Origin of the sequence: Dyadobacter fermentans DSM 18053, from assembly GCF_000023125.1 — a bacterium.
Classification (GTDB): domain Bacteria; phylum Bacteroidota; class Bacteroidia; order Cytophagales; family Spirosomataceae; genus Dyadobacter; species Dyadobacter fermentans.
The window spans coordinates 3,103,466-3,119,223 of the sequence record NC_013037.1; the positions used below are offsets into that span (position 1 = coordinate 3,103,466).

The 15,758-nt window shown below is 49.9% G+C and carries 7 protein-coding genes; 3 read left to right on the forward strand and 4 right to left on the reverse strand.

Translation table 11 applies throughout. From position 1 onward, the window contains the following. Positions 1-79: 79 nt before the first annotated feature. From DFER_RS12450 to DFER_RS12460, 3 genes are all read right to left on the reverse strand, one after another. A complete protein-coding gene (locus DFER_RS12450) occupies positions 80-1,648 on the reverse strand; it encodes a RagB/SusD family nutrient uptake outer membrane protein (RefSeq protein ID WP_015811990.1) in 1,569 nt (522 codons plus the stop codon). A gap of 25 nt (positions 1,649-1,673) precedes the next feature. Then, positions 1,674-4,733 (reverse strand): SusC/RagA family TonB-linked outer membrane protein, encoded by a 3,060-nt coding sequence (locus DFER_RS12455; RefSeq protein WP_015811991.1) that lies wholly within the window; start codon positions 4,731-4,733, stop codon positions 1,674-1,676. Positions 4,734-5,319: 586 nt separating this feature from the next. Continuing rightward, on the reverse strand, positions 5,320-5,733 hold the full coding sequence (locus DFER_RS12460; RefSeq protein WP_015811992.1) for a response regulator: 414 nt from the start codon (positions 5,731-5,733) through the stop codon (positions 5,320-5,322). Between the two features lie 298 nt (positions 5,734-6,031). On the opposite strand from DFER_RS12460, the gene DFER_RS12465 reads away from it, so the two are divergent. Continuing rightward, positions 6,032-8,389 carry a PAS domain-containing hybrid sensor histidine kinase/response regulator gene (locus DFER_RS12465; RefSeq protein ID WP_015811993.1) on the forward strand — a complete coding sequence of 786 codons (2,358 nt, stop codon included), beginning with the start codon at positions 6,032-6,034 and terminating at the stop codon, positions 8,387-8,389. A 383-nt stretch (positions 8,390-8,772) separates the two neighbouring features. On the opposite strand, the gene DFER_RS12475 is transcribed toward DFER_RS12465, so the two are convergent. Further along, complete coding sequence (locus DFER_RS12475; protein WP_015811995.1) at positions 8,773-13,074, reverse strand: FG-GAP-like repeat-containing protein; 4,302 nt, start codon at positions 13,072-13,074, stop codon at positions 8,773-8,775. Between the two features lie 356 nt (positions 13,075-13,430). Between DFER_RS12475 and DFER_RS12480 the strand changes: the two genes are divergently transcribed. Both DFER_RS12480 and DFER_RS29235 read left to right on the forward strand, forming a co-directional pair. Then, positions 13,431-14,126: a T9SS type A sorting domain-containing protein gene (locus DFER_RS12480; protein WP_143828728.1), complete on the forward strand. Its 696-nt coding sequence runs from the start codon at positions 13,431-13,433 to the stop codon at positions 14,124-14,126. 104 nt (positions 14,127-14,230) lie between these two features. Further along, positions 14,231-15,685: a tail fiber domain-containing protein gene (locus DFER_RS29235; protein WP_083769111.1), complete on the forward strand. Its 1,455-nt coding sequence runs from the start codon at positions 14,231-14,233 to the stop codon at positions 15,683-15,685. Positions 15,686-15,758: the final 73 nt, after the last annotated feature.

The window sequence follows — 15,758 nt, forward strand, 5'->3', positions numbered from 1 at the left end:
TTTCGCTTGCACCCGCCCGGGCGCTTGCGAAAGGGGGCTTGCCATTGATTCAATTTTCCATCACATCAGAATGCCTGCCCTATTCCCAAAGCGGGTTTTGTTTCAGCAAAGCATTATTGTCTATTTCCGACTGCGGAATCGGGTAGAACACGTGCTTCGGTGCGGCGTTGGTTTTGCCTACTTTTTGCTGGTTGGCTACGAACGTGCTGTTGTAGGCAGCGTCGCGCTGGCGGATCAGGTCAAACCAGCGCTGGTATTCGTAGGTGAGTTCCAGGCGACGGTCGAGGTATACCGAGTCGCGGAACTGGTCTTTCGTCAGCCCGGTAGTTAGGTTGGGCAGGCCCGCGCGGTTACGGACCCTATTCAGCGATTTGTAGGCTTTTTGCGTAGGGCCGTTCGCTTCGTTTTCGGCCTCCGCGTGGATCAGCAGCAGTTCGGCATAGCGGATAATGGGGACATTGGCTGCCGACTGGTTTGTAACAGCCGTCGATGAAGGATCGGCATATTTATTCCAAAATGGCGTCGAATCGTTCGGTACGGCCGCATTGACGATCGGAAGCGAATACTTGCGGCCGTTTGACGGGCTGGTGAAGCTCCTCACGAAGGTAACGTCACGACGCTTATCACCAGGCTTATACAATTTGTAAACGCTGAAAAACTTGTCGTTGCCCTGCGTGTAGTACCGCACCATGTGGGCGTAGTTGCCATTCAGGCCCGGCACGCCGGCCAGGATCGAGCGTGGCCATTCGTTGTTGCCTTGTGCGAGCGAGTTGGACTTAAATTGTGCGGAGAAAATGTGCTCTTTGTTGTTTTTGAATGCAGGCAGGAAAACTTCGGCATAATTCGTAACAAGGTCGTAACCATAATTTCCCGTACCGCCGTCAGCAGCCGACAGCGCTTCCTCCGCCTTGTTCACCGCCGACTGGTATTTTGCACTCACTTTCAACGGAAACGAAGCCTCCGCCAGGTACACTTTCGCAAGCAACGCCTTGGCAGCACCGGCCGTGGCACGCCCCACATTCGGCGACGCATAGCTAGCCGGAAGCACGGCTGCGGCTTCCGTAAGGTCTTTCTCGATTTGCGCATAAATGTCCGCCGATGGCGATTTGGCGACTTCATAATCCGATGCATTCACGTATTTCTGGTATTCGAGAATCAACGGAACGTCGCCATACAAGCGCACCAGGTTGAAATAATACAATGCACGCAGGAATTTGGTCTCACCCAGCAAACGCGTTTTCAGAGCCTCATCAAACTGAATGGCAGGCACTTTTTCCAGCACCACATTCGCTTTTTTGATAGCGGCATAATGCTGCTGCCAGATTTCGTAAATCCGAAGATTGGTGGACGAATGCGCCAGCACGGATAGCGAACGCACGTCGGGATTGGTGGCACCCGGCCCCGGATCTTCGTCGTCGCCTGCCATGTTCATACCCGTGTTAAAAAGCGTATTATAAGGCGTTTGAACCGAAGACCCTCCCGAATTCAGGAAGAAATACACCGCATTCACGGCATTGACGGCATCCGCCTGCGTCTTGTAATACTGCTCTTCTGACAAAAATGCCTCGGGCTCCTCTTTCAGGAATTCCTCGCAGGAAAGCGACGCAAATGCCGTGAAACCCAACAGAATATATTTAAATGCTTTCATTTCAATCAATTTTGAATGGTGGTTATCAGAATGTGAGGGACAGACCTGCCTGGTACGATTTGTTGTTCGGATACACGCCCTGATCCACGCCCTTGTTGATCAGCGACTGCCCGTTCAGGCTCACTTCGGGATCGAAACCGGTGTATTTTGTCCAGGTTTTCGGGTTTTGCGCCGATACGTAAATGCGGAGGTTTTCAATGTGCAGTTTCGACAACAGCTCTTTCGGGAAGTTGTAGCCCAGCGAGAGGTTTTTCAGGCGATAGTAAGTCGCGTCTTCGATAAACCGGTCGGAAATCGTGATCGCGGGGTCCTGGTAGGCTGCCTTCACGTCGGTGTTCGTGTTGGTCGGCGTCCAGCGGTCGAGTACCACGGTGGAAGCATTCACGTAGCCTGTTCCGAGTTCAAGGTTGGCGCGGTTCGCATTGTAGAGCTTGCCGCCAAGCGATGCCTGGAAGAAAATCGTGAGGTCAAATCCCTTGTAATTGAATGTGTTGGTGATACCGCCTGTTAATGCCGGCTGGTTTTTCACTACCACCCGGTCGCCTGCCTGGGTAATCACGCCGTCACGGTTAATGTCCTTGTACTTCTGGCCGCCCGGGCTTTTGTTTTGCTGCGGCGTCAGCGGCGCATCACCTTCCTGAATGATTCCGTCGGTTTGGTACACGATGAATGAACCCAGCGGATAGCCCACTTTCGCAATGGATGGCGCGGAAATGACCGGAATGATCTGGTCCACACCGTCGCCCAGGCTCAGGATTTTGTTGGTGTTTTTTGAAACAATAAAAATCGTGTTCCATTTGAAAGCACCTTCCAGGTTCCTTGAATTGACATATAACTCAATACCCTGATTCGACACTGCTCCAATGTTCTGATACACCACGGACGCCTGGCCATTATAGAAATCCGAAAGCCCGGAAGTACCTGGAACGGTGCGTGTTAGCAGCAAATCGGTCGTTTTCTTGTAGTAATAGTCGGCGATAATGTTGATGCGGTTTTTAAATAAACCCAGGTCCACTCCAAAGTCTGTCTGGAATGTTTTTTCCCAGCCGAGGTTCGGGTTCGGCACCGTATTGGGCGCAAAGCCGGAGACGGTCGTATTCGAGAAGTTGTAACGGAAATAGCTGAGCTGCGACAGCGACTGGTACGACGGAATGCTCTGATTACCAGTCTGTCCGGCGCTGAGTCGCAGTTTCAGCAGGCTGATCTTTTTGAACCGCTGGAAGAATTTTTCCTCATTCACATTCCAGCCGATCGCCGCCGACGGGAAATAACCCCATTTGTTGCCGCTACCAAATTTCGACGAACCATCCGCACGCACGGTGAATGTGAACAGGTAGCGCTCGTCGAAAATGTAGTTGATCCGGCCCAGATACGACGCCAGGGCCCATTTATCGGCCAGCGAGCGGGGTGCGATGTTGGTAATACCTGTTGCCAGGTTGTTATATTCAAAATCGTCTGTCGCGAAGCCGGCCGCTTCCGCAATGGCCCCTTTGGTTTGGGAAACCTGTGCCGTAAAACCCGCTACCGCATTGATTTTGTTCTTCTCGTTAATCTCCTTGTCGTAGCTTATCGTATTCTCGTTCAGCCAGTTGGTCGTAAAAATCGACCCTACAATCGCATTACCGCTCAGCGCCTGACCTTCCGACGTAGTACTAGGCAGGTAACGGTTCTGCTTGTTGCCCACAATGTCTGCACCGATCAGCACTTTCGCTTTCAGGCCCTCCGCAAGGGTATATTCACCCGAAACATTGCCCAAAAACCGGTTGGTAATCGTCTCGTTCAGCTGGTTATAAAGCGAGTTAATGGGGTTTTGCAAAGCCGATTCGAATGGGCTGTTCACGACAAATGAGCCGTCATTCTGGTAAATGGGCAATGCGGGCGGCGTCAGCAGCAGGTTGGCCACGATGGCGGCCGGCGCCACATTTGCCTTGGTGTTGCTCGCATTCAGGCTTGTGAAAATGCGCAGGCGATCGCTGTACTGGTGGTCCAGATTGATCCTCGCCGAGAAACGGCGGAAGTCCGTATTTTGCAGGATACCATTCTGTTTGAAATAGTTACCCGAAATCGCAAGCTTCGTTTTGTCCGATCCCGAGAGAATCGAAAGGTTGTGGCTCTGAATGGACGCGCTACGGAAAGCGGCATCCTGCCAGTCGGTACCCACGCCGGTGGTATCGAGCGAATAACCCGCGATAGTAGGCACAGAGGCCGTTTTCCCTGAGTTGCCCGCCGCGTCCTTGCGCAGCTGCCACCATTGTGCGGCATTGAGCAATGGCAACGTGCGCAGTACTTTTTGCGAACCGTAAAAGGCGTCATAATTGATAGACGATTTGTTTTTGCTCCCGCTTTTGGTGGTGATAATCACGACCCCGTTCGCCCCGCGCGAACCGTAAATCGCTGTGGCAGAAGCATCTTTCAGCACGTCGATGTTTTCGATATCCGCCGTGTTAATGGAAGAAAGCGGGTTGATCTTCGAACCGTTCGTAACACCGGCGTCGGTGAGGTTGTAGTCGTTGTTAATGGGAAAGCCGTCTATGACATACAATGGATCGCTTCCCGCGGTGATCGAGTTGTTACCGCGTATCTGCACGCTCACGCCTCCGCCCGGCTGCCCGGACGTTTGCGTCACCACCGCGCCCGCCACGGAGCCCTGTAACAGCCGCTCTACCGATGCAACCGGCTGGCTTTTAATTTCAATCGGAACCGAAGCCACCGAACCGGTAATGTCCTTCCGCTTTTGCTCTCCGTAGCCCACTACCACCACCTCGTCGAGCAGGTTAGCGGTCTTAAGCACCACTTCCACCGCCTCGGCGGGTTGTTCGTAAATCTCGATTTCCTGCTGCTGGAAACCGGTAATGCTGATTTGCAATGTAAATGGAAACTCCTTGGCCGGCGGAATGCTGAATTTGCCGTCGATGTCTGTCAGGGCATATTTGGCAGAGCCTTTTTCGACCACCGTTGCGCCGGGCAATCCCTGCCCGGATTCGTCCTTAACCACACCGGTAATGGCGTCCTGCGCCAGAGCACGGTCAAAGCCTGTGAATACCAAGCCCGTCAGCAAGAACAGGCGGAATAGATGTTTGATCATTATTTGTGATAATAAAATGGGAAATCGAGGCATAGGCATACTAACCCTAATACATATACGCATCACCTGCGACACTTCGGCGGTGTATACGCGATGAGGGTTCCGGATCTGCATATGCCTCTTATGCCGACCGGTGAAACCGTTATGAATGATTCAGGAAATGAGGGATCAACAACAGGAACAGCAAGCAGCTGTGGAACGGGGACATTTGGAAACCACCATCCATCCGCGACGTGAACGCCGGATAAGAAGTACATCTTTCGTTTTCATAGGTACGATAAGAATTTTGGACAATGTCGTGCCTGACTGGTGGTTAATCTGGCAAACACACAAATATTAGTCTATAAATATGATAGACAAAGTAAACTTATTGAAAATTAAAACGCAAGGGTTTTGAAAGATTTATTGCTCAGAAATGCTGGCAGGGATGCGAGCGTACCGCCAGTGCCGGTGTGCCCCAGCCGGTCCTTGATCAATTCCGCCTAGTGGTGTTCAGTGCGCCGTCGCAACGCATCCATTTCGGCAAATCGGCGACTCAGGACAGAAGATTCTGTCTCAAAATGGAAGTCCAGCTCGCCGGCAACATCTACAACGGAAGCCTTGCACCGCACTTTCTCAACAAGAATATTTCATAAGAACCGTTAATTGCGTCGCGGATCTGATCTTCATCCCACGGCTTTTCCATCCGGTAATGCACTTCGCCTTTGCTTAGCGCTTCACTAATGGCACTAACTTCCGTGAATCCTGTCAACAGTACCCGCGATGCATCCGGACATCGAAGCAAAACTTCTCTTAAAAACTCCACGCCAGTGACGTCAGGCATTCGCTGGTCGCTGATCACTATATGTACTAAATTCTCATCCAATATTCTGAGTGCTTCAATAGCAGATCCTGCAACGAGTACATTAAATTCTTTTCGGAATGTTGCCTTAAACGAATTGAGGTTGTGAATTTCGTCGTCAACATAAAGAACCGAAATTATTTTCGAAGTAGCCATCATTAGCGTGCAGTTGAGGTTAGGGCTAACAAATTGACCGTAAATTTTTCACGGACAGATAAAGATTGCGCTTACCCTGAAATCCTCCACGATCAGTTTATCAACTGGGCAGACTAAAAAATCAAAAGGTTATTTTATTAAATTAAAGGCATGTGATTGCAGTCGTGCTAAAGTTAAGCATTTCAATTGCTTGAATTTTTGGGATACCACATTTGGTAAAAAATACCGGCAAGCTTCTTTTAATTGCATTGAGATTGGGGAATTGTTTTAATTTTATACGAATTAATTCTATATGTCCGCTATGCCATCCAAGTTCTCTGCCGAATCGCTCGATATGGTCATTTCCGGGATCAACGCCGGGATATGGGACTGGGATTTCAACACGGGCAAACAAGTGTGGTCCGACCGGTTTTTCGAACTTCTGGGCTACCAGCCGGGCGAAATTCCGACTGGCTATGAATCATTTACGCAAAAACTGGTACATCCAGAAGACAAAAGTATCGTCGCCGATGCCATACGCGAACAGCTCGAAAACAATGTACCGTATCTGGTACATGTAAGACTAAAAACCAAAAATAACGATTACCGCTATTTCGAATGCCGTGGAAATGTGCGGTTTGAAAACGGCAAACCCGAACGAATGGTGGGTTCTGTCAGCGATATTCATGACAATATGATGCAAAAAGAACAACCCGGCAAACTCGATGGCGTTTTGCAGGACCTCACCCAGCGAAAACTGGTGGAAGAAAAACTCAGTGTAATCTTTCAATATTCCACCGATGCGCATTTACTATTGGACGAAAGCGGGATTACGGATTGCAACGAGGCGGCCGTCAAAATGCTGAAATGCAAAAATAAAAGTGAATTGCTTTCTATTCATCCGGCGCGGTTTTCGCCCGAATTCCAGCCTGATGGCCGGCGTTCCTCCGAAAAATCCATTGAAATGGACCGGCTCGCCTATGAAAACGGATACAATCGTTTTGAATGGGTCCATAAGCGAATGGATGGCGAGGAATTCCCCGTTGAAGTGACCCTGAATCCGGTCATGATCAGCAGCAAAAAGGTGCTCCTGGTTGTCTGGCACGACATTACGCACCGCAAAAGGGCCGAGGAACTGATCCGTCGGAACGAAGCCATGCTCGCCGAGTCCCAGCAGCTCACGCACAGCGGCAGTTGGGAGGCCGATCTCATTACGGGCCAGAATTATTGGTCGGACGAAGCATTCCGCATTTTCGGCCTTGAACCCGGGAGCGCCGGGCCGGAAACCGAGCTTTTCTCTAAAATGATCCATCCCGACGATATGCTTCTTTACAAATCGCATATCCGCGACGCGATCAATGAACTGAAACCGGCCAGTTTCCATCTGCGGATCGTTTTACCCGATGGCCGCGTAAAATTCATCCATGCGATCGGCAAGCCGCTGATCGATTCCGGTGGCAGGGTGACGAAGCTTTACGGCGCCATTATGGACATCGACGAGCAGAAAAAAGCCGAGCAGGAGCTGATCAAAGCAAAGGAACAGGCTGAAATGGCCGCCGTTGCCAAGTCACAATTCCTTTCGACGATGAGCCACGAGATCCGAACGCCCATGAACGCGGTGATTGGTTTTACCCATTTGCTTTTGCAGCAAGACCCCAAACCTGAGCAAATGGAGTATCTGAACATTCTAAAATTCTCGGCAGAAAACCTCCTGGTACTGATCAACGACATTCTGGATTTCAGCAAGATCGAAGCCGGCAAAATTGAGTTTGAGGAAGTTGATTTCAATGTACTCGCGTTGCTTGAAAACATCCGTTCGGGTGTGCTGCAAAAGGCCAACGAAAAGGGCATTATGTTGAAACTGAAAGTGAGTAATGATGTCAATATCATGGTGGTGGGCGACCCTACGCGGCTGGGACAAATACTGACGAATCTGGTCAGCAATGCGGTAAAATTCACTGAAAGCGGCAAAGTCACCATTTCCGCAGCGGTATCGGCACGTGCGGATAAACATGTCACGATCGACTTTCGTGTAGAGGATACCGGTATCGGCATCCCGCCCGAAAAACTGGAAAACATCTTCGACAGTTTTACGCAGGCCACATCCGACACAACCCGGAAATACGGCGGCTCCGGGCTGGGTCTGACGATCACTAAACGCCTACTGGAACTTCAAAAAAGCAACATCCACGTCGACAGCGAGCAGGGCAACGGCTCTGCGTTCTATTTCAGCCTGTCATTCCCGATCAGCGAAAAGCACCTCACCGAACTCGCCAACGGAGCACCCGCCAATCATTTCGACTTGCAGGGCATGAAACTGCTCATCGTGGAAGACAATAATATAAATGTCTTGCTGATGAAAAATTTCATGAAGCAATGGAATGTACAATATGACCTCGCCGAAAACGGCCGCGTAGCACTCGAAAAAGTACAGGCAAACGACTACGATCTCGTTCTGATGGACCTTCAAATGCCCGAAATGGACGGTTACGAAGCGACTCACCATATCCGCCATCTTCCGGGCGAGAAATACAGGCAATTACCCATTATCGCACTCACGGCTTCGGCCATGATGGATATTAAGGACATCGCGTTCACCGTCGGCATGAACGATTACATCAGCAAGCCGTTCAGCCCGGCCGAGTTGTATGCCAAAATCGCCTCTTACCGAAACAGGTAAAAAATGCCCTGGCTCGAATCAGCGGCAGCCTCCTTATGGCCGTCGGGATACGAAATGCCTCGCTCTTTTTTCCCTATTAACTTTAAGTTATTTCTTCCTTTTTCGACTGTGACCTGTCTCTTTTTACCAAAAATAATCGGGTCACAAAATCTCAAAAGTGCACAAAAAGCAAGCATCACCATTGCCCAAACCGGTGATTTTACGGTTGGCCTGGCCGGTGCATTCAAATCTCCGATCCGTGAGTCATCGGCGCCGGCATCAAACTCGGACATATGAATGGCGTTGTGTAGTGGATTTCAACTCAGTCATTGTTGATGTTACACAAAAGCAGAAGTGCATCCAGGTCGAAATGCACTTCTGCTTCCGTGAGCAGATGTGGATGATTACAGGTCTTTATTCAATGCAATTTTCACCGACTCCCGTCGCCCATCCTGATAAGAAATCACAAGCAGATAGGTTCCTGCCGGCAGTTTCTCCACATTCAATTCGGGCGTAAACTTGCCGCTTTCGAAAAAGATCTGCCCCGCCGCATTGACAAGCTGCAATGCAGAAACGCCTTCGGGATTGCCCTGGATTTGTATCTGATGCGATGCTGGATTGGGATAAACGGTCACCGAGGCGCCTGCGAGCCCATCAAATGTCACGGACTGAATGCTGCTGAAAGCATAGCTGAGATCAATGTCCACCATTTTCAACCGGTAGTAATTCTTTCCTGAAACCGGTTGGCCATCAGCAAAATTGTACCGATTCTCCCCGTTAGCCTCATTCCTCGCTGCTACTTCACCGATAGTCATCCAGCTTTTCCCATCAACGCTTCTCTGAATTTCAAAGCTTTTGCTATCGATTTCCGACGAAGTGACCCATTCGAGATCCACCTGCTTTTCTACCGCCCTGGCCACAAAGCTCACCAGGGTCACAGGAAGCGGCGTCCCCTCATTCACACTCCCGCCGGACGACAAGGTGACAATATACCGCCACGGGCTGTACATTTGGCCGGTAATGGCTGTAACGGGATCATATTTGGTTCTGGCGCGGACCTTCGTCGCTTTGCCTTGTTTGACAACGATGTCCATTAGCTGAATACCTAAGGTACCCAGGTCCGTGTAACCCGCATTTTGCCCCGTAAACTGCGTGCTGTTTGTGATCGGCACGTTCGAAAAGCTCTCTCCCTCCTTCCCGGACTCCCAGACCAGCTTAGCGTTCGTCCGTCCCAAAAACGACTTCTCCCGCAATCCGATTCCAAACTCGGCCTTGGCAACGGTACTGTGATCGATCAGATTGACGAGGTCGGGGTTGTACAGGAGCAGGTTGTTGCGGGTACCCGCCGCATTGCCTTGATTGCCAAGATATACAAATGCACCTCCCTCATTGTTTTGTCCATTCACGTAATGACGTCCACCGATGATCACATCACTGTATCCGTCGCCATTCACGTCACCTGCACCGGCTGCCGCAAAGCCAAACTGGGCTCCTACCTGATTTAACCTTATGGTCGCTTCGGCATGCGCGTCCATGGCTGTTGGCGAGCCGTGGTACACAAAAGCAACACCCTCTTCGCCATTGCCGAAGTTGTAGGCGTAGGCTCCCACAATGATATCGCTGTAACCATCACCGTTCACATCTCCCGCGCTCGCGGCCGCGTAGCCCATGCGAGAATCGCTTTGGTTATTGTCTAAAATTATAGTAGGGTCCTTGCCCACACCGGCAGCGGAACCATGGTAGATGAGTGCCGCTCCTTCGTTGAGTTCTCCATTAAAATACCCTACTGCACCGATCACAATATCGCCGAAACCGTCGCCATTCACATCTCCTGCTCCACTCACGGCGGAGCCCAGGTTAGCCTGTAATTGATTTCCCACAAATGACTGGCTCGTATTGTAATTGATCCCAGTTGGCGAACCGTAGTAAACGAACACTATTCCCTCACCATCCTGGGTTTGCGTATATCCGGGCGCGCTTACAATTACGTCACTATAACCATCGCCATTTAAATCTCCCGCACCATTTACAGCGTATCCCATGATAGAACCTGACTGATCGTGATTAATGGGCTCGCTGGGAGAAAGGTCAATACCTTGCGAAGAGCCGTAGTAGACAAATGCCGCTCCTTCATCAATTTGGTCGTGATCGTACAATATCGCACCCACGATCACATCGCTGTACCCGTCGCCATTCACATCACTGGTTCCAGCAACCGAATAACCAAAACGAGCATCCTCCTGATCAGCATCCAAAATCAATTGCCACCAACCAAAGCTGACGCCTGTGGCATCCCCTTTAAAGATGAATGCTGCACCCTCGTTTGCCTCTCCATTATTATAGACCGGCGCCCCCACGATCACATCGCTGAAGCCATCACCATTCATGTCACCTGCACAGCTTACCGAGAAACCCATTCGCGCACCCTGCTGGTTTCCCTCAAAGCTTCCGCCGACGAACAACAAACCTGAAATACTTCCATGAAATACAAAAACGGCGCCTTCATCCACCTCGCCCTGATCGAATAGCGGTGCACCTACTATTACATCGCTGAAACCGTCCCCGTTCACATCCCCGGCACTGGCCACCGAATAGCCAAAGGATGCATCTGCTTGATTCATTTCCTTCGTAATCTTGAATGCAGTAGCGGAGCTGGCGGCCGAACCGTGATACACAAATGCACACCCCTCGGTAGTTTGGCCCAAATCATACGTGTAAGCACCTACGAAAACGTCGCTGTAACCATCCCCATTTACATCACCAGCGCTTGCTACCGAGAAACCCATACTTGCAGAAGCCTGGTTTCCCTGGATTGTAGATACCGCCACATCATTTACCCCTGCAAGCGAGCCCTGGTAGATGAATGCGGCACCTTCGAGGCTTTGTCCGTCCGAAAACTTCGGTGCACCTACGATGATATCGCTAAAATTATCACCATTGACATCACCCGCGCAAGCAACCGAATTGCCCATTTGCGAGTCGGAATCCACGATCGTGAGTGTGGTCGCAATCGTGGAATTTACTCCGACAGCCGAACCATGGAATACATACGCAGCTCCATCGTCTTCCCGGTGTTTGTTCGCGCCTACGACCACATCGCTGTATCCATCGCCATTCACATCACCTGCTCCTGCTACCGAGAATCCCATATTGGCATCCGTATTGGCCCATAGTTTTTTATTAAAAGAAAATCCGATTGCCGAACCATGGTAAATAAATGCAGCACCGGTTGTATTGGACACCGCCTGATCCTCATAACCAAGCGCCCCGGCTATCACATCACTGTATCCATCGCCGTTCACATCACCCGCACAAGCGACGGAAAATCCAAGCATTCCTCCTGCAAAATTGCTTTGCCCGAAACTCACCGCAACATTAGCTACGCCGGTTCCGGAACCATTGTATACGAAAATAACACCTTCATTGTCTTCACCCATATCAAAAAATGGAGCCCCTACGAGCACATCGCTGAATCCATCCCGGTTTACATCACCGCCTGTCGCGACAGAATAGCCGCTATTCGCATTATCCTGACCCGATTCCAGGACCGTTACCGACGATTGCGACAAGCCGGACAACGATCCATAATAAACGAACGCCGCTCCCTCTTCCACCTCAACATTCGAATATTTGGGTGCACCGATCACCACATCACTGAAACCATCGTTGTTCACATCCCCCGCCCCCGCTACCGAAAATCCAAACTGCGCGCCTGCCTGGTTGGCTTCCAGAATAATGGCGGGCGTCGACGAAATTCCAGCGGCAGATCCGTGGAAAACAAACGCGACCCCTTCATTTGCTTCACTATTATCATAAGCGTAGGCCCCAGCCACGACATCGCTGTAACCATCACCGTTCACATCGCCTGCACTGGACACGGAACAGCCCAATCCCGCGGCGCTCTGGTCGCCCTGCACCGTTGCGGCAGCATTACCGGGATTTCCGTTGGCAATAATAGGATCGATTGTGACCGGGTAGTCTGCCTCTGCTGCATTCACATCCAGAACAATTTCCCCGTCCCGAAAACCAAGCGATGATTCCAGCACCTTTCCGTTAGCATCCCAGCAGTGAATATCATTATAAATCAATCGAAGACGTTTTTCACCGCCGCTGTTTGCATAAAGGCGCAGTTCATCGTTCCCGCGATCCTCTACTTCCAGACCTTCGGCACGAAGATGCGCCGCAAGATGCTTGGTTCCCTTCGGAGCCCTGTGGATCACAAAATTCTGCCTGATCCCTTCCTTCGTATTAATAAATTCCTCCGTAAAAGCGCCATGTGCGATTTTCAACTCATTGGATGAAGGCTCCTGCGCAGCATTTATCTCCGGCGTGTACAGCTTTTCGCCATCGGCATAAATTCCCTTATTAATTAATTGTAGGCTGAAATGATTTCCCGCGTCGGCCCGGCGATTTTCGATAGTCAATCTTCCCGGCTTATAGTATGCCCGGAGATTCTGCTCGCGGTTCGGGCTCTGGAGACGTCCCTGGGCATCCTTTGTAATATGATATTCGCGCTCGGAGATGATTTGCATGATCTTCGCGTTGTCGACATTGCTTCCTTCTAGCTCCTTTTTCGGCGTAAGGTGTGGCTGTGCTACCTCCTTACCTTTTGGAGGCGGGGGAGCCGTTTCCCTATTTATCTTCCCGGCAAAAAAAGTCACCAGAAACAACGCAAAGACAATTTTTAGTAAATCCTTTTTTTCCATCGCTTAGTTGTGTTTGTATGAATACTGACCAGCCCCGAGTGCGGGTTGGAGCAGGCAACTTGGCGTGTTCAGAAGAGATTTCATAAATCGATGAGCAGTGTTACTGGCTCAATGATCAAAAGGCAAATCCGCGGTTAGGGAGCAGGCATGCGGCGGGTACAAGCTGTTCTATGTCACAAATGGAGGGAAGTGGATGGGCAAATAGGATTTCAGAACCACGAAAAATACCGTTTACTCGTCCGTTCCAGGCCGATCGTTTATTATTTTCTTTGAACGAGAATCTCCCTCCCGATATTCCGTCATTGATTTCGCAGACCGGCCGGTTACGCATCTATCAACTGTCAATTGAGCACCAGATGAAACACCGATTTTTTATACTGTTCACGATGTTATCAGCTTCCCACGTATGGGCACAATCAATATCTCCCGGCGGGATATATGCCGCCAGCGCTTCCGGTTCCGCCAATGGGGTGAGCGTAACGTGGGTACTGGGGAATCTCAATACGTTTGCAGAACTGTCGGCACTGCCTGTCCGGCTGATCAGTTTCGAGGCCCGGCTTACCGCTTCCGGCCACGCCGAGCTGCAATGGAAAACAGCAGAAGAATTAAATAACCTGGGGTTCGAAATACAAAAATCAACCGATGCAAAAAAATGGGAATTGCTGGCTTGGGTAGACGGCGCGAAGAATAGCAACACGGCACAGAGTTACCGGTTTGTGGACGAGACATTTAACACAACCAGCTACTATCGCCTGCGCCAGGTAGACTTCGATGACTCCTACACATACAGCAAGATCATTTCCCTTATCCACGAAAAAGAAAGCCTCGACAGGTTCGTCGTTTACCCGAATCCTTCCAGGCAGAACAAAATAAGCCTTGTGCTACCAGAAAAAACTCAACGTGTATTCCTCTACGATCAGCTTGGGAACAAGCTGGTCCATATAGAATCGCCAGCGAGTGAGACTTCCATCTTGCTACCGAATCCGGGCTCTTTCATTATTCAGATAGAGACTCCCGTCGGCAGAAAAGGTGTAAGACACACTTTTCAGTGAGGGGTTAAGCTGCGGTTCACACAGAGGCCGCCAGTTCGGCGGTCTCTGTTTTTCAAACATCGAATAGGCAAACATTCAAGTCACACATTTATTCAAGCTGGTTTATGAGAAATGGATCATTAATGCTTTTCCGTGGCAGGATATATTTGATAGTTAAGCGAAGATGGTTTTATACCTCGCTGGGGAAGATGTTGTTTGCGGTTGTCTTTTTGCTGGGAGTTGCTACGACTGTTGCGTTCTCCCAAGTGCATAGGTCATTCAACTTTCAGGGTGTTGCAAGAAATGCCGACGGCAAAGTCATAGCTAACGGTTCTATTCAATTGCGATTTACTATTCATAGAGACGATCCGGCGGGTGAAGTTGTGTTCTCGGAAGAAAAAGAAGCGATCACAAATTCTTTCGGTTCTTTCGATACGTACATTGGGACTGGTGGATCACTGGCCGGAATAGACTGGGAACACGGGAATCTATTTTTACAAACAGAAATTAGTACGGGTCCAAATAACCCACCAGCTTTCGTTGATCTTGGCGTCACACGACTACGAAGTGTTCCCTACGCGCTCTACTCAATAGAAACAAAAAAATTGTCTAACTACAACCCTATGGTTCTACTAGGCGATCCATTAAAGGGTGATATATTTCCCACCGTGGGCACTGGTTCAAGGTTGATCTGGCATCCAAAAAAAGCGGCATTTAGAGTAGGATATGTTTCCAATGACTTTTGGGAAAACCCTCAAATTGGTGAAAATTCTTTTGCAGCAGGCAAAGATACATGGGCGGGAGGAAATGCCGCGATTGCACTTGGTCTTGGTACCATCGCAAAGGTCGCGAATTCGATCTCTGTGGGATCTTACAACGACAATTCAGACCCCATTCACAACACCAGCGAGGACAGACTTTTCGAAATTGGCAACGGTATTAATAACGCTAATCGCAGCAATGCCCTTACGGTTCTAAAAAACGGCAAAGTCGGGATTGGCCCAAATTCTAAGTCTCCGATGTACATTCTTGACATTGATAGCCCCCTTAGAATTAAACATAGCAACACAACGGCTCGGGTCTACTTTAACAACTCATCCGGTGTCGCAGAAAGCTTTGTAGGAATGGCAAATGATAATGAAATAGGTCTCTACTCCGGCGGGAAATGGTTGCTAGTCGCCAACAAAAACGGTACGGTCTACATGGATAACTACTACCTGACATCCGACAAAAGGCTTAAAACTGATTTCAAAAACCTGTCTGCCAGCTTAGCGAAAATATCGCAGTTACAGGGATATTCTTACCGATGGCTGGATACCACAAGAACTCAAACCTTGCAAACTGGCCTTATCGCCCAAGAGGTGGAAAAGTTGTTTCCTGAATTGGTCAATACAGACGACAATGGCTATAAGTCCATGAACTACAACGGACTTATTCCTCACCTGATCGAAGCAGTGAAGGAGTTGAAAGGCCAGACCGCACAGATTGCGGAGTTACGAAACGAATTGAACGAATTGAAAATGCTGACCGGACAAAAGAGCCCCAACGGCACAACGGCGGGAAGCGGCAAGAGCAAATAAATGTTTGAGGTACGGTTGTATTTAGACGGGGCTGCCGTGTGAGCAGTTCCCGTTTTTTTAAGTAAGGATAATA